This window comes from Demequina rhizosphaerae (genome assembly GCF_000971255.1).
Taxonomy (GTDB): domain Bacteria; phylum Actinomycetota; class Actinomycetes; order Actinomycetales; family Demequinaceae; genus Demequina; species Demequina rhizosphaerae.
Map to the genome: position 1 here is coordinate 14,818 of NZ_BBMC01000006.1, position 14,013 is coordinate 28,830.

The window sequence follows — 14,013 nt, forward strand, 5'->3', positions numbered from 1 at the left end:
CGCGTCGCCGGGTCTAGCCTGAACGGATGGAGCCCCTCTCCCTCGCACACGGCACCCAGGTGCGCACGTTCAGCGTCGAGGACGACGGCTGCACGATCGTCATCACCACGACCGACTCGTCGCAGCCCGACCGGCCGCCGCACCAGGGGTGGGAGGTGTGCGAGTCCGAGGCGGAGGCCGAGGGCGTCCTCAGGAAGCTCGTGCACGACCTCGAGCGCCAGGGGTGGCAGCCGGTGGGCTGACCCCCGCGGCACCGGGCCCGCCGCGCTCAGTCCCAGCCGAGCTCGTGGAGCCGCGCGTCGTCGATCCCGAAGTGGTGGGCGATCTCGTGGACCACCGTGATGGCGACCTCGTCGCGCACGTCCTCGACGTCCTCGCACATGCGCAGCGTCGGGTTCATGTAGATGAGGATGCGGTCCGGGAGCGCGCCGCCCCAGAGGTCGCCGCGCTCGGTGAGGGCCACACCGTCGTACAGGCCCAGCAGGTCCTTGTCGTCGCCCTCGGGCTCGTCCTCGACGAGGATCACGCAGTTGTCGATGAGGTCGAGGAGCTCGTCGGGGACCGCGTCGATCGCGTCCTCGACGGCCGACTCGAATTCCTCGCGCGTCATCTGCACCATGCCCCGATGCTCCCACGGCGCCGAGGCGCGATCGGCGTCCCGCGCATCGTCGCTGGTACATCCTCGATTGGATTTTTCGCTCCATTACCCCTATAGTTTTCTAGGCCTCGACGCAAGGATTCCTAGCGTGGATGCGAGCCCTCATCGTCTAGCGGCCTAGGACGCCGCCCTTTCACGGCGGTAGCACGGGTTCGAATCCCGTTGGGGGTACGGAGTCGGGTCCGAGATGGTCTAAACTTCATACGTCTTGCTCGCGGGAACGCGAGAATCAAGGCCCTGTAGCGCAGTTGGTTAGCGCGCCGCCCTGTCACGGCGGAGGTCGCGGGTTCAAGTCCCGTCAGGGTCGCGGTACGCGAGCCCCTTCTCACGGAGGGGCTTTCGTCTCAAGTAGGGGGACGCCCCTGCGCAAAGGCTCTGTAGCTCAGTTGGTAGAGCGCACGACTGAAAATCGTGAGGTCACGGGATCGACGCCCGTCGGAGCCACCATCAAGCCCCCGGAGGATCGCCTCCGGGGGCTTTCTCGTCCCCCGGCGAGGCGTGCTCCCACCCTCCCTCCGCGCTCAACCCCCGAGAATCCTGGGCTCACGCATTTGCGGTGGGCTGCCGATACAGGATTGACTAGGGACTATCCCGCTTGGAGGTGCCAGATGTCCGACAACTTCGGCCGCTACTTCGTCAACGCGATCGTCGCCGGCCTGCTCGGCCGCATCTCGGCGGTGATCAAGACCGAGTTCGAGCGCGCGAAGCAGGAGATCGCCTCGAAGCTCAAGGGCATCGGCGTGGGCGTCGGCCTCTTCGTCGGCGCCGGCATCTTCGGCTTCTTCGCGAGCGGCGTGCTCGTGGCCGCCGCGGTGCTGGGCCTCGCGACCGTGTGGCCCGCGTGGCTCGCCGCGCTCACCGTCGCGGGCGGCCTGCTGGTCATCGTGCTGATCCTCGTGCTCATCGGCAACGCGCTGATCAAGAAGAACAAGGACCTCACGCCCCACGAGTCGATCGACAACGTCAAGCAGGTCGTCGGCCTCAACTAGGCCGGCGCCGCTCCCGCGTCGCCCTCGCGCGTCTGCTCGGCGCGCTCCTCGTCCGGCTGCGCCATGCTCGTCTCCACGCCCACGGCGGGCGCGGCCGGTGGAAGGGCGTCCTGCGCCGCTCCCTGCGGAATCGCGACCTGCGCCGGTCCCTCCGCGGAGGGCCGCGGCCGTGGCGTCCGCTGCGCGAGCCACACGCCCGCGAGCACGATCACCGCGCCGACCGGCTCGTGCCACCGGAGCTCCTCGTGGAGCACGAGGATGCCGAGCACCGTCGCCACCACCGGCACGACGTAGGTGACGGAGGCGGCCGTGGTCGCCCCCGCAAGCTTCACGACCCGCCAGAACATCACGTACGTGAAGCTCGTGCCGAGCACGCCGAGCGCGAGCAGCCCCCACAGCACCTCCGAGGACAGCGCGAGGACGCCCGGATCGGGCGCCGGGGCCACGAGCGCCACCGGCAGCAGCAGGACAGCGGAGATCGCGATCTGGACCGCCGAGAGCGCCGTGGGGCCCTCGTGGACGCGCGTGAGCAGCATGCGGGACATGGTCGAGCCGATGCCGTAGCACGCGGTCGCGCCGAGCATGAGGGCCGCGCCGAGGAGCGGGATCCCGTCGACGTTCCACGCCCCCAGGAGCACGGCGATGCCGGCGGCGCCCAGGACGAGGCCCGCGACCTGCGCGCGGCTGGCACGCTCGTGCGGGATGAGCAGCGCGACGAACAGCGCGGTCCACAGCGGCGTGGTCGCGTTGAGCAGGCTCGCGAGGATCGAGGTGATGTGCTGCTGCGCGAGAGGGATGAGCACGAAGGGCACGGTCGACAGGCCGAGCGCGACCACGCCGATGCGCGCCACGTCGCCACGGGAGAGCCGCGGGCGGTGGCGGGTGACGAGCAGCATCGTCCACAGGACGGCCGCGCCGATGAGGACGCGGCCGAAGCCCACCTGCACCGGGTCGAGGCCGCGCAGCGCGAGCGAGATGAAGAGGAAGCTCGAGCCCCACGAGGTCGCCGCGATGACGAACGCCGGCACCCACGCGCGGGCCGGCGCCTGCGTCATCGCGTCACCCGCGCATCGTCCACCGTGCGCTCGCCCTCGAGCGCGAGCATCGCGGCCTTCATGCCCTCGCCCCCGAAGCCGTAGCTCCCGAGCGCGCCGCCGGACTTGACGACGCGGTGGCATGGCACGAACGGCGCGATGTTGTTGCGCGCGCAGGCCGTGCCCGCGGCGCGCATCGCGCGTGGCCGCCCGGCCATGGCGGCGAGCTCCTGGTAGCTCACCGAGCTGCCCGAGGGGACGGTACGCAGCTGCGCCCACAGCTCTTGGAAGAACGGTCCGCCGTCCTGCGCGGCCGGGATGCGGGTGATCGCGTCGCCGTCGCCCGCGAGCCAGGCGTCGATCGCAGCCGCCACGCCGGGCACGTCGCCCTCGACGAGCCCGCGCGCCTGCAGGCGCGACGGGAGCGCGGCGACGGTGTCGCGCATCGGCCGGAAGCCGGACGAGCGCACGACGCCGTCCTCGGGCGTCGCGAGCACCGTCAGGGTGCCGAAGGGCGTGTCGAAGGACGATGCGACGAGCGGGGCCTCTGCCATGGCAGCAGGCTACGTCGCGGCACCGACATCGCGGTGGCGGCGATCGGACGCGGCTGTGGAACCGCGGTCGCGGGTCCGCCCTCAGACGGCCCGCGCACGCGGTTCGACGCCGCACGTCACCGTGCGTCGAGACGCTCTCGTGGGGAGAGCGCTCTCCTCAACAGCGAGGAGGGCCTAGCGGCCTTCCTGCGCGGCAGCGAGGAGCGCCTGCACCTCGGCCTCGCGGAAGCGACGGTGGCCCCCGAGCGTACGGATCGAGCTCAGCTTCCCGACCTTCGCCCAACGGGTGACGGTTTTAGGGTCGACGCGGAAGATCGCGGCAACCTCGGAAGGCGTGAGCAGCTTCTCAGGCTCCTGGACAGTTTCAGTCATCAGTTCTATCCCTCAGTCGTCCGTCGATGCGCCTCGGGGAGGCTGTGTGCGGTATGAGACGCCCGACGGAACCGATTATGACGGCGAAGCGCCAAGTTTTCCCGTATATGCGATTTGTGTCACATTCGGCGTGTCGCGCAAGCGTCTCATGCTTCTCGTGCAGGGAGCACCTCGCGCGGACGCACCTGGTCTCCACAGGGGCGTCCCAGGGAGGTCGCAACGTACTGGACACGCGTTGTAAAGTAGGGCAGGAATGACGAGGCAGCGCCCGTTGAAGAGGCGCGCGAGACCGGGAGGGACGGCGACATGGGGCGAGGCCGTCAGAAGGCTAAGGACGCGAAGATCGCTCGTCAGCTCAAGTACACGAACCACGGGGGCGACCTCCGTGAGCTCGAGCGTGAGCTGATCAGCCGCGACGGAAGCGCGCCCGTCCCTGCACCGTCGGACGACTCGGACGACTACTACGATCGCTGGGCGGACGACGAGGACTGAGTCCTCGCGCGCTCGCGCTCCGGTCTGCCGCATGCCCGGCTGACGCAACCGACGTACGCACGCCTGCTCGTGCGCGTTCTGCCTGCTGCCGCGAGCCGACCGCGGATCCGTACGCCGGTTCGGTCGAGCCAGGCGTCCGGCGCTGCCGATGAGCACAGCCCGGCCAGCTGCGGCCTCTCTCCCCCGCGCGCCGTCCTCGACGAACACGTGCGGCCCGGGCCGTGAAGCCTGGGCCCCATGGACCCCGCCACCGCGCTGCACCGTCTGGGCGACGTCGCGGAGCTCAGGCCGCTCCGTCGGCTCGGGGTCAAGACGGGTGCCGCACGCAACCGGCGCACAGGACCCGGTGCGTGCCGCATCGTCCCTGGCGCGAGCCGACGAGCCGGGTTGCGTACGCCGGTTGCGTACGCCGGGCGGGCGGGCGCGAGCGCCCCCTGCCCGGGAACTAGGCCCGGTACGTGCCCGAGAGCACCACGGTTCCGCCGTCGACGCCCTTGGCGCCGCGGACCACGTCCGGGCCCGTCGGCAGGCCGGCGTCGGCGCCCACGGTGCCGAGCGTCCACGCGGGCACGCCCGCCGCCGCGGAGGCGGCGATGAGCGCGTCCGCCTCGGAGGGCGCCACCACGGCGACCATGCCGACACCCATGTTGAGCGTCGACTCGAGGTCGTTCCACGGCACGGACCCGGCGGCCTGCACCACGGAGAACACCGCCGGCAGGTCCCACGCGTCGCGCGCGACGGACGCCGCCAGACCCTTGGGCAGCACGCGCGCGAGGTTGGCCGCGAGGCCGCCGCCGGTGACGTGCGAGAAGGCGCGCAGGCCGTCGAAGGACTCGGCCATCGAGACGCAGAGCTGCGAGTAGATGCGGGTGGGCTCGAGCAGCTCCTCGCCGACGGTGCGGCCCAGCTCCGGCACCACCGTCGACAGCGACCAGCCGGCGTGCTCGACGACGCGGCGCACGAGCGAGTACCCGTTCGAGTGCAGGCCCGAGGACGCCATCGCGACCACGACGTCGCCCGCGCGCACGCGCTCCGGGCCCAGCAGGCGCGAGGCCTCGACCACGCCGATCGCGGCGCCCGCGACGTCGTAGTCGTCCGGCTCCATCACGCCGGGGTGCTCCGCGGTCTCGCCGCCGACCAGCGCGACGCCCGCCATCTCGCAGCCCTCTGCGATGCCTCGCACGATGTCCGCGATGCGCTCCGGCACGACGCGGCCGCACGCGATGTAGTCGGTCATCACCAGGGGCTTCGCGCCGCACACGACGATGTCGTCCACGACCATCGCGACCAGGTCCTGGCCGATCGTGTCGTGCACGCCCAGCGCACGCGCGATCACGATCTTGGTGCCCACCCCGTCGGTGGACGAGGCGAGCAGCGGCCGGTCGTAGGCCTTGAGCGCCGAGGCGTCGAACAGGCCCGCGAACGCGCCCACGCCGCCGAGCACCTCGGGTCCGTGGGTCTTCGCCACGGCCGCCTTCATCAGCTCGACGGCCTTGTCGCCGGCCTCCGTGTCGACGCCGGCGGCGGCGTAGGTCAGGCCTTCGGACGGGACAGAGCTCACGAGGAGACCTCCACGGGCTGCGACACCAGCAGGTGCCGGGCGTTGACGGGCGGCTCGACCGGGTAGGTGCCGGTGAAGCAGGCGGTGCACAGGCGCGACTCGGCCTGCTCCGTCGCCTCGAGCATGCCCTCGAGCGAGATGTGGCCGAGGGAGTCCGCGTCGATCTGGCGGCGCACCTCGTCCATGCTGTGGCCCACGGCCGCGAGCTCGTCGCGCGTGGGGAAGTCGATGCCGTAGAAGCACGGCCACTGCACCGGCGGCGAGGAGATGCGCACGTGCACCTCGGCGGCGCCGGCCTCGCGCAGCATCGCCACGAGCGCGCGCTGCGTGTTGCCGCGCACGATCGAGTCGTCGACCACGATGAGGCGCTTGCCGGCGATGACCTCGCGCAGCGGGTTGAGCTTGAGGCGGATGCCCAGCTGGCGCAGCGTCTGCGAGGGCTGGATGAAGGTGCGACCCACGTACGAGTTCTTCACCAGGCCCTGCGCGAACGGGATGCCCGAGGCCTGCGCGTAGCCGACGGCGGCGGGCGTGCCGGACTCCGGCACCGGGATGACCAGATCGGCCTCGACCGGGTGCTCCTTCGCGAGCGTGCGGCCCATCGCGAGGCGCGCGGCCTGCACGGACCGGCCCGCGATCGTCGTGTCCGGGCGCGCGAGGTAGACGTACTCGAAGATGCAGCCCTTGGGGTCGGCCTCCGCGAAGCGGCGCGTGCGCACGCCCGTCTCGTCGATGACGAGCAGCTCGCCCGGCTCGACCTCGCGCTCGAGCGAGGCGCCCACGATGTCGAGCGCCGCCGTCTCCGAGGCGACCACCCAGCCGCCGCTCTTGAGCTTGCCGAGCACGAGCGGGCGGAAGCCCTGCGGGTCGCGCGCGGCGTACATGCGGTGCTCGTCCATCCACACGAACGAGAAGGCGCCCTCGACCTGGGGCAGCAGGTCCATCGCGACGTCCTCGAGCGAGTCGAAGCCCTCGGCCCCGAGCAGCGCGGTCACGATCGCCGTGTCCGTGCACTTGCCGCCCTTGAGGTCGAGGCGCTTGGCCATGCCCTCGCGGGCGATGAGCAGCTCGAGCAGCTCCTGGACGTTGGTGAGGTTGCCGTTGTGGCCGAGCGCGATGGTGCCGTGGGCGGTTGGGCCGAGCGTCGGCTGCGCATTGGCCCACACGGACGCGCCGGTGGTCGAGTAGCGCGTGTGGCCCACCGCCATGTGGCCCTGCAGCGCCTCGAGCGCGCCCTCGTCGAACACCTGCGACACCAGGCCCATGTCCTTGAAGACGAGGATGTTGTCGCCGTTCGACGTGGCGATGCCCGCGGACTCCTGGCCGCGGTGCTGGAGCGCGTAGAGGCCGAAGTACGCGAGCTTGGCGACCTCCTCGCCGGGCCCGAAGACGCCGAACACGCCGCACTCGTCCTGGGGCGTGGTCTCGCCCGGCAGGAGATCGTGGTTGAGGCGGCCATCGCCGCCCCGGCGGGCGGTCATGGGTGTGCCGTCGGGGCGTCGCTGGGTCATCGGCCATGCTCCGTTCGGGAGGACGATGCGCGGTCGAGGCTCGTGGCCACCGCGCCGCCGACCACGGCGCCGAGCAGGCACAGCCCGAGCGCCAGGACGAGGAACACGAGGAAGCGCCCCACGCCGGTCGAGTTGGGAAGGAAGGTCGCGAGGACCGCGGCGACGAGGATGCCCGCGCCCACGCCGGTGCCGATGAAGCTCCCGAAGCGGGGCGACCGGCGCACCGTCGCGGGGACGGCCACGCTGGCGAGGTCCTCGGGCGGCGGCTCGGGGACGTCGGACGCGCTCTCGTGCGGGGGGAGGTCGCTCACGGAGCAAGTCTAGGCGGTGCCCGTGCGGGCGCGGGACGGGCGTGAGACGGGGCCGGGGGCCTGTGCGACCCCCGGCCCCTCCCCGGTCCCCCCTCGTGCTCGTCGGCCCCGGGTCACCCCTTCGTGGAGCCGGCGAGCAGACCGCGGACGAAGTACCTCTGCAGCGAGAAGAACACGATGAGAGGCACGATGATCGACACGAACGCGGCTGCCGTGAGCAGCTGCCAGTCGGATCCTCGGTCACCGGCGAACTCCGCGAGACGCTGGGTGAGCGGCGCGGTCTTCACCGTGCCGCCGGAGAACACCAGCGCGACGAGCAGGTCGTTCCAGACCCACAGGAACTGGAAGATCGCGAGCGACGCGATCGCCGGCACCGACAGCGGCAGCACGATGCGCGTGAACGTCTGCGTGTGGCTCGAGCCGTCGACCTTCGCGGCCTCCATGACGTCCCTCGGGATCTCCGAGATGAAGTTGTGGAGCAGGAAGATCGCGAGCGGGAGCCCGAAGATCGTGTGCGCGACCCACACCGCGGCGAACGTGCCGGAGATGTCGATCCAGTCGTAGTTGAAGATCCGCAGCAGCGGGATCAGCGCCATCTGGAGCGGCACGATCTGCAGCGCGAACACCATGACGAACAGCCACGACGCACCCTTGAACGGGATCCAGGCGAAAGCGTACGCGGCCATCAACGCGAGCACGAGCGCGAAGACGGTGCTCGGGATGGTGATGACGAACGAGTTGATGAAGTACGAGCCGAGGCTCGCGGACGACGCGCCGGACTCGAACAGGATCGTGTTGTAGTTGTCGAACGTCCATCCCCAGTTCTCGAAGATGGTCCACCATCCGGTGGTCTTCACCTCGCGCTCGGGACGGAAGGACGAGATCGCGAGCCCGAAGGTCGGGATGGTCCACAGGATCGCGATGACGATCGCCGCGGCCGTCGCGCCGCGCGACGTGAGCCGCTTCTTGACGCGCTTGGCCTTCGGCTGCTCGGAGGCCGCGATGCCGCCGAGGTCGGCGTCGACGTCCGTGCGGGGCGGGGTGGGCGTGGACATCAGCGGACCTCCCTGTGCTGGCGCAGCGTCCTGACGTTGTAGACGATGATCGGGATGACCATCACGAACAGCACGACGGCGAGCGCGGCGCCGATCGCAGGCTGACCGAGCCGGAAGGCGCGCGAGTACATCTCGTTCGCGACCACCGAGGTCTCGAACTGGCCGCCGGTCATGGTGCGGACGATGTCGAAGACCTTGAGGGTCGCGATGGTGATGGTGGTGAGGACCACGACGAGCGCACCGCGGATCCACGGCACCGTCACGGACCAGAAGCGCTGCCACCCGCTCGCGCCGTCGAGCGACGCGGCCTCGTGCAGCTCCGTGGGAACGCCCTTGATGGCCGCGGACAGCACGACCATCGCGAAGCCTGTCTGGATCCAGACGAACACCAGGATGAGGAAGAACGTGTTCCAGGGCGGCACGTTGAGGAACTGATGCGGTGTCCCGCCGAGCCATACGAGCACCTGGTTGAGGAATCCGATCTGGTCGAAGCCCTCGGCGCGGTACGTGTACATGAAGCCCCAGATGATGGACGCACCGACCATCGAGATGGCCATGGGCATGAAGACCAGGGACTTGAGGATCTTCTCGCCCTTGGAGCGGTCGATGAAGACCGCATAGGCGAGACCGATCGCGGTCGACGCGATCGGGACGATCAGGACCCAGATCACGGTGTTGCGCAGCACCGTGAGCATCGTCGGGTCGGTGAAGACGGTCTGGAAGTTGTCGAGGCCCACCCAGGTGCCGTCACGATCGGTGACCGACTGCCACATGGTCTGGATCGCGGGCCAGATGAGGCCGGTCGCGAGCAGCAGCAGGGCCGGGGCGACGAAGAGCGTGAGCTGGATGAAGTCGCGCCCCTTCTTCGGCGCGCGATCGGCGAAGAACATGAGAAGGCCGACGACGGCGAGAAAGATGACGATGGCGACGGCCGCCCCACCCAACTTGCTCCCCGCATCGGCCCAGAAGTTGTCGTTGCGCCCGGCCAGCTGCATGGCCGGGAAGGTCAGTGTCGACATCATTGTCGACTCCTCTCTCAGCAGGATGCGAGGGTGCCGGTCGGCGGGAGGCCGACCGGCACCCTCCTCTCACCTTACGGCCACGTGCTGTCGATGAACGAGGTCACATCGTCAGTGTCACGCGTGCCGTTGACCCAGTCGGTGATGCCGGTCCAGAAGGACGCGGCACCGACGGCTGCCGGCATGAGGTCGGAGGCGTCGAACTTGAAGACGGTCTCCGGGTCCTGCAGGATCTCGATGGCCGCCTGGCCGATCGGCGAGCTCGCGTTCGCCGGGTCGAGACCGGTGTTGGCGGAGATCACGCCGCCGAGCGAGACGCGCTCGTTGGCCCACGTGTCCGAGGACATGAAGGTCTGCAGCGCGACCGTCGCCGGGTCGGAGTCGAAGGCCGCGACGAACTCGCCGCCACCCGTGACGCCTGCCGGGTCGCCCTCGGCCATCGGCGGGGTGAGGAACGCCCACACGTCGCCGTCCTCGGCGACCGTGGTGCCCTCGGGCCACTGGGCCTCGTAGAACGACGCCTGGTGGTGCATCGAGCAGTTCCCGTCGAGGATCGGCAGACCGCCGTCGTTGAACGAGGTCGAGATGATCGACTCGGGACCGCCGAAGCCGCCGTTGACGTAGTCGGCATTGAGCGCGATCTCACCGAAGGTGTCGAAGGCCTCCTTGATCTCGTCGGAGGAGAACTTCACCTCGCCCGCGACCCACTGGTCGTAGACCTCGGCACCCGACTGACGGAGGACGATGTCCTCGATCCAGTCCGTGCCCGGCCAGCCCGTCGCGTCGCCGGACTCGAAGCCGATGCACCACGGACGGTACTGCGGGTTGTCCGCGGAGCGGGCCGCCATCTCGTCGGTGAGCGCCATCATCTCGTCCCACGTCGCGGGAACCTCGTAGCCGTTGTCCGCGAAGTCGGTGGGCGAGTACCAGACCCAGCCCTTGACCGAGGCCATCAGCGGCGCGGCGTAGAACGTGCCGTCGAAGGTGCCGTACTCCTTCCAGCTCTCGGACCAGAACTCGTCGACGTTGGCCGCGACGGCCTCCGGGGCCTCCATCACGGCGCCCGCCTCGACGAGGCGCTGCAGCAGACCGGGCTGGGGGATGATCGCGAGGTTCGGCGGGTCGCCGGCCTCGACGCGGACGTTGATCTGGGTCTCGAACTCCTGGGTGCCGACGTAGTCCACGGTGATGCCCGTGCACTCCTCGAACTGGGCGAAGGAGGTCACGAGGTCGTCGGCCTCCTGCTCCTGGATGGTCGAGTAGACCTGGACGGTCTCGCCGTCGTGCATGCCGTAGTCGGCGTAGGCCTCACAGCCCTCGGCCATGGCACCGTCGGACGAGCCGCCCGAGCTGCCGTCGTCGTCTCCGCCGGAGCATCCGGCAAGAACAAGGCCGCCCACCGCAAGCGCGGCGACCGGCAGGATGAAACGTCGATTCATGGGTAATGCGCCTCCTCTTCGTTGAGCTGCGCCCGTGCGTACCGCTGACGACGGCACCCACGGAGCCGCGCCCGAATCGACGAAGAGACCGCATCCGCATCGACGCAAGCGCTTGCATCGAACGTAGCCTCTCGCGACAGGGTGCCGCAACCGCGGTTGCCGGAGCGCCTCCCAATCGTTACTCGCGCGTGACCTGGGACGATGCGCGGCAGGTACGGCGCGGACACCCGTATGAGAGCGCTCTCCCTGGCAGGCGGCCGAGGCCGTACAGTGTGCGCCATGACCTGGGGGCTCGCAGCGCTGTCGCTCGCGATGACGGCGCTGTCCGCGCTGCTGGGCGTCCGGCTGCTGGTCGAGCGACGCCGTGCGCGCGTGCTGGCCGACGAGCACGAGCGGGACGGCGAGGCGGCGCTCGCCCTGGCCGCGTCCAACGAGCGCGCCCGCATCGCGCGCGAGATGCACGACGTGGTCGCGCACACCCTCTCGGTGGTGGTCGCGCAGGCCGACGGCGGCCGCTTCGCCGGGCGCTCCGATCCCACGTCGGCGCTCACCAGCCTCGACACGATCGCGGACGTGAGCCGGTCCGCCCTCGCCGAGATGCGCGCGCTGCTCGGCGTGCTGCGCGACGGGGACGGCGACGTCGCGCTCGGCCCGCAGCCCTCGCTCACCGACATCCCCGCGCTGGTCGCTCAGACACGCGAAGGCGGGCTCGAGGTCTCGTACGTCACCACCGGGACCCCGCGACCGCTGCCCATCGGGGCCGGCCTCACCGCGTACCGCATCGTCCAGGAGGCGCTCACCAACGTGCTCAAGCACGCCGGGCCCCACGTGGCCGCCTTCGTGCAGCTGCGGTGGGAGGACGATGCGCTCGCCGTGACCGTGTCCGACGACGGCCGCGGCGCCGCGGCCCGGGGCGACGGCGCCGGCCTCGGCATCGCCGGCATGGCCGAGCGCGCGACCATCTTCGGCGGCACGCTCACCGCAGGACCGCGCGCGGGCGGTGGCTTCGTCGTGCGCGCACGCCTGCCGCTCAACCCCCGCACCTCGCACCAGCTGGAGGACGCATGATCAGGGTCGCGCTGGTCGACGACCAGCAGCTCATCCGCGCCGGCTTCCGCATGGTGGTCGACTCGCAGGAGGACATGACCGTCGTGGCAGAGGCCGGTGACGGCGCGGACGCGATCGCCACCCTCATCGCGCTCGAGCCGCCCGCCGACGTCGCGCTCATCGACGTCCGCATGCCCGGCACCGACGGGATCGCGGCGTGCGGGGTGATCACCGCATCGTCCCCCACGAAGGTGATCGTCCTCACGACCTTCGACCTCGACGAGTACGTGGTGGCGGCCATCAAGGCCGGCGCCTCCGGCTTCCTGCTCAAGGACGCGCCGCCGGAGGACCTGCTCGCGGCAGTGCGCACCGTGCACGCCGGCGATGCGGTCATCGCGCCCTCGTCGACGCGGCGGCTGCTCGCGCGCGTCGCGGCGATGCCGGATCCCGTGGACGATGCGCGGCTCGCCGGCCTCACCGATCGCGAGCGCGAGGTGCTGCTGCTCATGGCGCGAGGGCTGTCCAACCAGGAGATCTGCGCGGAGCTGCACCTCGCGGAGCCCACGGTGAAGACGCACGTGGGGCGCGTGCTCGCGAAGCTGGGCGCCCGCGATCGCGTGCAGGCGGTCGTGATGGCTCACGAGGCGGGGCTGGTCCGACCGCTCGGCTGAGCAGGGACCCAACGAAGGGGGGCACGTGATGCGTCTGATCAGCATGAGGGGTGCGATCGGGCTCGCTGTCGGAGGGCTGCTGTTGGCTGGGTGCATGTCGCCCGCCGCGCCCGAGTTCAACCGCCCCACGCCCACGCCTTCGGCGGCCGTGCCGCTCGCCGGCGCGCTCAACGAGGCCGGGCTGAGCATCTTCCGCGCCGCCGCCGAGGAGAAGAACCTCGCGCTCTCCCCCGTCTCGATCGGGCTGGCTTTCGGGATGGTCGACGCGGGCGCGTCCGGGCCCGTGGATGCGGCCCTCGACGAGCTCTTCGCCTACCCCGCCGAGGGCGAGGCGCTGCTGAGCGCGTTCAACTCGCTCGACCTGACGGTGTCGAGCGAGAAGGGTGAGGGCGCGCCGGACGTCGACGGCGACATGGTCGACCTGCCCATCGTCCGGATCGCGAGCTCGGCGTGGTTCGAGGAGACGTTCACGCCGGACCCGGACTACGTGCACACGGTCGCGACGTGGCTCGGCGCGGAGGCAGAGAGCCTGCCGCTACTGGAGGACCCGGCCGGCTCGCGCAAGACCATCGACGGGTGGGTGAAGGACCGCACCCAGGGGCTGATCCCCAAGGTGATCCCGGAGAGCATCCCCGACGAGTACACGCGGTTCGTCCTGGTCAACACGGTGTACCTCAAGGCGCAGTGGTGGACGCCGTTCTGGGAGGCCGGCACCCACCGCGAGCCGTTCACGCTCCTCGACCACGGCACCACGTCCGCCGAGCTCATGGCCGTCGGCGCCGACGCCGAGCACGTCCTGACGGACACGTACGACGCCGCGATCCTGCCGTACGTCGGCGACCTCGAGATGACGCTGATCGTCCCCCACGAGGAACAGTTCGAGGCAGTCCGTGACGGACTCGACACGGCGGCGCTCGCCTCGCTCGACGCGGCGCGCGAGTCCGGCTACATCTACGTGAGGATGCCGCGGTTCGAGACCGAGGCGAGCGTCGATCTGCACGACGTCATCGGCACGCGGATGGGTATCGAGGGGCTGTTCGACACCATCGGCCTCGACGGCATCGGCCCCGAGCTCGAGGTCGGCGCAGCCGTCCACGCCACCAAGGTCATCGTCGACGAGGAGGGCACCGAGGCGGCGGCGGCCACCGTCGTGGAAGGGGCGGCCGGGAGCGCGCCCCCGGAGTACATGGCGGAGATCATCGCGGACCGGCCCTTCATCTACGTCATCCGGGACACGATCACGGGCGCGATCCTCTTCGTCGGCCAGTACCTGGATCCCGACGGTAAGTGACACGTCATA

16 protein-coding genes and 3 tRNA genes are annotated in these 14,013 nt (G+C 70.5%); 9 read left to right on the forward strand and 10 right to left on the reverse strand.

Going from position 1 to position 14,013, the window contains the following annotated elements; genetic code table 11:
• The first annotated feature begins 26 nt into the window (after positions 1 to 26).
• Positions 27 to 242 carry a hypothetical protein gene (locus tag AOM07_RS09295; protein ID WP_062313102.1) on the forward strand — a complete coding sequence of 72 codons (216 nt, stop codon included), beginning with the start codon at positions 27 to 29 and terminating at the stop codon, positions 240 to 242.
• A gap of 26 nt (positions 243 to 268) precedes the next feature.
• Here AOM07_RS09295 and AOM07_RS09300 read toward each other — a convergent pair whose 3' ends face one another.
• The gene (locus tag AOM07_RS09300; protein WP_062313104.1) at positions 269 to 619 is read right to left on the reverse strand and encodes a metallopeptidase family protein; all 351 of its coding nucleotides are present in this window, start codon (positions 617 to 619) and stop codon (positions 269 to 271) included.
• Positions 620 to 756: 137 nt separating this feature from the next.
• Between AOM07_RS09300 and AOM07_RS09305 the strand changes: the two genes are divergently transcribed.
• The 4 genes from AOM07_RS09305 to AOM07_RS09320 all read left to right on the forward strand — a co-directional run bounded on the left by AOM07_RS09305 (position 757) and on the right by AOM07_RS09320 (position 1,647).
• Positions 757 to 829 (forward strand) — tRNA-Glu (locus tag AOM07_RS09305).
• Between the two features lie 62 nt (positions 830 to 891).
• Positions 892 to 965 (forward strand) — tRNA-Asp (locus AOM07_RS09310).
• 64 nt (positions 966 to 1,029) lie between these two features.
• Positions 1,030 to 1,105 (forward strand) — tRNA-Phe (locus tag AOM07_RS09315).
• Between the two features lie 161 nt (positions 1,106 to 1,266).
• The gene (locus tag AOM07_RS09320; protein WP_062313106.1) at positions 1,267 to 1,647 is read left to right on the forward strand and encodes a phage holin family protein; all 381 of its coding nucleotides are present in this window, start codon (positions 1,267 to 1,269) and stop codon (positions 1,645 to 1,647) included.
• Here the strand turns inward: AOM07_RS09320 and AOM07_RS09325 are convergent.
• The 3 genes from AOM07_RS09325 to AOM07_RS09335 form a co-directional block, all read right to left on the reverse strand.
• Positions 1,644 to 2,702 carry a DMT family transporter gene (locus AOM07_RS09325; protein WP_062313108.1) on the reverse strand — a complete coding sequence of 353 codons (1,059 nt, stop codon included), beginning with the start codon at positions 2,700 to 2,702 and terminating at the stop codon, positions 1,644 to 1,646. The two genes, AOM07_RS09320 and AOM07_RS09325, sit on opposite strands and share 4 nt — an antisense overlap.
• Positions 2,699 to 3,235 carry a methylated-DNA--[protein]-cysteine S-methyltransferase gene (locus AOM07_RS09330; RefSeq protein WP_062313110.1) on the reverse strand — a complete coding sequence of 179 codons (537 nt, stop codon included), beginning with the start codon at positions 3,233 to 3,235 and terminating at the stop codon, positions 2,699 to 2,701. Before AOM07_RS09330 ends, AOM07_RS09325 begins: the two co-directional genes overlap by 4 nt.
• A 174-nt stretch (positions 3,236 to 3,409) precedes the next feature.
• The gene (locus AOM07_RS09335) at positions 3,410 to 3,607 is read right to left on the reverse strand and encodes a BldC family transcriptional regulator (RefSeq protein WP_062313112.1); all 198 of its coding nucleotides are present in this window, start codon (positions 3,605 to 3,607) and stop codon (positions 3,410 to 3,412) included.
• A 306-nt stretch (positions 3,608 to 3,913) separates the two neighbouring features.
• On the opposite strand from AOM07_RS09335, the gene AOM07_RS09340 reads away from it, so the two are divergent.
• Entirely contained in the window at positions 3,914 to 4,099 is a 186-nt protein-coding gene (locus tag AOM07_RS09340; protein ID WP_062313114.1) for a DUF3073 family protein, read from the forward strand.
• A 445-nt stretch (positions 4,100 to 4,544) separates the two neighbouring features.
• Here the strand turns inward: AOM07_RS09340 and purM are convergent, their stop codons facing one another.
• From purM to AOM07_RS09370, 6 genes are all read right to left on the reverse strand, one after another.
• Positions 4,545 to 5,660 (reverse strand): phosphoribosylformylglycinamidine cyclo-ligase, encoded by a 1,116-nt coding sequence (purM, locus tag AOM07_RS09345; protein WP_062313116.1) that lies wholly within the window; start codon positions 5,658 to 5,660, stop codon positions 4,545 to 4,547.
• Positions 5,657 to 7,171: an amidophosphoribosyltransferase gene (gene purF / locus AOM07_RS09350; RefSeq protein WP_228374423.1), complete on the reverse strand. Its 1,515-nt coding sequence runs from the start codon at positions 7,169 to 7,171 to the stop codon at positions 5,657 to 5,659. Before purF ends, purM begins: the two co-directional genes overlap by 4 nt.
• Positions 7,168 to 7,482 (reverse strand): hypothetical protein, encoded by a 315-nt coding sequence (locus AOM07_RS09355; protein ID WP_062313120.1) that lies wholly within the window; start codon positions 7,480 to 7,482, stop codon positions 7,168 to 7,170. The genes purF and AOM07_RS09355 overlap by 4 nt, the downstream gene beginning before the upstream one ends.
• 113 nt (positions 7,483 to 7,595) lie before the next feature.
• A complete protein-coding gene (locus AOM07_RS09360; RefSeq protein WP_062313122.1) occupies positions 7,596 to 8,537 on the reverse strand; it encodes a carbohydrate ABC transporter permease in 942 nt (313 codons plus the stop codon).
• Positions 8,537 to 9,556: a carbohydrate ABC transporter permease gene (locus tag AOM07_RS09365; RefSeq protein WP_439644921.1), complete on the reverse strand. Its 1,020-nt coding sequence runs from the start codon at positions 9,554 to 9,556 to the stop codon at positions 8,537 to 8,539. The genes AOM07_RS09360 and AOM07_RS09365 overlap by 1 nt, the downstream gene beginning before the upstream one ends.
• A 74-nt stretch (positions 9,557 to 9,630) precedes the next feature.
• Positions 9,631 to 10,995: an ABC transporter substrate-binding protein gene (locus tag AOM07_RS09370; protein ID WP_062313124.1), complete on the reverse strand. Its 1,365-nt coding sequence runs from the start codon at positions 10,993 to 10,995 to the stop codon at positions 9,631 to 9,633.
• A gap of 279 nt (positions 10,996 to 11,274) precedes the next feature.
• On the opposite strand from AOM07_RS09370, the gene AOM07_RS09375 reads away from it, so the two are divergent.
• The 3 genes from AOM07_RS09375 to AOM07_RS09385 all read left to right on the forward strand — a co-directional run bounded on the left by AOM07_RS09375 (position 11,275) and on the right by AOM07_RS09385 (position 14,004).
• Positions 11,275 to 12,063, forward strand: a complete 789-nt coding sequence (locus AOM07_RS09375; protein WP_062313126.1) for a sensor histidine kinase — start codon at positions 11,275 to 11,277, stop codon at positions 12,061 to 12,063.
• On the forward strand, positions 12,060 to 12,713 hold the full coding sequence (locus tag AOM07_RS09380; protein ID WP_062313128.1) for a response regulator: 654 nt from the start codon (positions 12,060 to 12,062) through the stop codon (positions 12,711 to 12,713). The genes AOM07_RS09375 and AOM07_RS09380 overlap by 4 nt, the downstream gene beginning before the upstream one ends.
• A 94-nt stretch (positions 12,714 to 12,807) precedes the next feature.
• Positions 12,808 to 14,004: a serpin family protein gene (locus AOM07_RS09385; protein WP_062313131.1), complete on the forward strand. Its 1,197-nt coding sequence runs from the start codon at positions 12,808 to 12,810 to the stop codon at positions 14,002 to 14,004.
• Positions 14,005 to 14,013: the final 9 nt, after the last annotated feature.

What these genes read in the sequence shown, in the direction of transcription:
- AOM07_RS09330 (WP_062313110.1), bottom strand. Translation starts at nt 3,235, where the DNA reads ATGGCAGAGGCCCCGCTCGTCGCATCGTCCTTCGACACGCCCTTCGGC.
- AOM07_RS09380 (WP_062313128.1), top strand. Translation starts at nt 12,060, where the DNA reads ATGATCAGGGTCGCGCTGGTCGACGACCAGCAGCTCATCCGCGCCGGC.
- AOM07_RS09320 (WP_062313106.1), top strand. Translation starts at nt 1,267, where the DNA reads ATGTCCGACAACTTCGGCCGCTACTTCGTCAACGCGATCGTCGCCGGC.
- AOM07_RS09325 (WP_062313108.1), bottom strand. Translation starts at nt 2,702, where the DNA reads ATGACGCAGGCGCCGGCCCGCGCGTGGGTGCCGGCGTTCGTCATCGCG.
- AOM07_RS09300 (WP_062313104.1), bottom strand. Translation starts at nt 619, where the DNA reads ATGGTGCAGATGACGCGCGAGGAATTCGAGTCGGCCGTCGAGGACGCG.
- AOM07_RS09365 (WP_439644921.1), bottom strand. Translation starts at nt 9,556, where the DNA reads ATGTCGACACTGACCTTCCCGGCCATGCAGCTGGCCGGGCGCAACGAC.
- AOM07_RS09340 (WP_062313114.1), top strand. Translation starts at nt 3,914, where the DNA reads ATGGGGCGAGGCCGTCAGAAGGCTAAGGACGCGAAGATCGCTCGTCAG.
- purF (WP_228374423.1), bottom strand. Translation starts at nt 7,171, where the DNA reads ATGACCCAGCGACGCCCCGACGGCACACCCATGACCGCCCGCCGGGGC.
- AOM07_RS09370 (WP_062313124.1), bottom strand. Translation starts at nt 10,995, where the DNA reads ATGAATCGACGTTTCATCCTGCCGGTCGCCGCGCTTGCGGTGGGCGGC.
- AOM07_RS09360 (WP_062313122.1), bottom strand. Translation starts at nt 8,537, where the DNA reads ATGTCCACGCCCACCCCGCCCCGCACGGACGTCGACGCCGACCTCGGC.
- AOM07_RS09385 (WP_062313131.1), top strand. Translation starts at nt 12,808, where the DNA reads ATGTCGCCCGCCGCGCCCGAGTTCAACCGCCCCACGCCCACGCCTTCG.
- AOM07_RS09335 (WP_062313112.1), bottom strand. Translation starts at nt 3,607, where the DNA reads ATGACTGAAACTGTCCAGGAGCCTGAGAAGCTGCTCACGCCTTCCGAG.
- AOM07_RS09375 (WP_062313126.1), top strand. Translation starts at nt 11,275, where the DNA reads ATGACCTGGGGGCTCGCAGCGCTGTCGCTCGCGATGACGGCGCTGTCC.
- AOM07_RS09295 (WP_062313102.1), top strand. Translation starts at nt 27, where the DNA reads ATGGAGCCCCTCTCCCTCGCACACGGCACCCAGGTGCGCACGTTCAGC.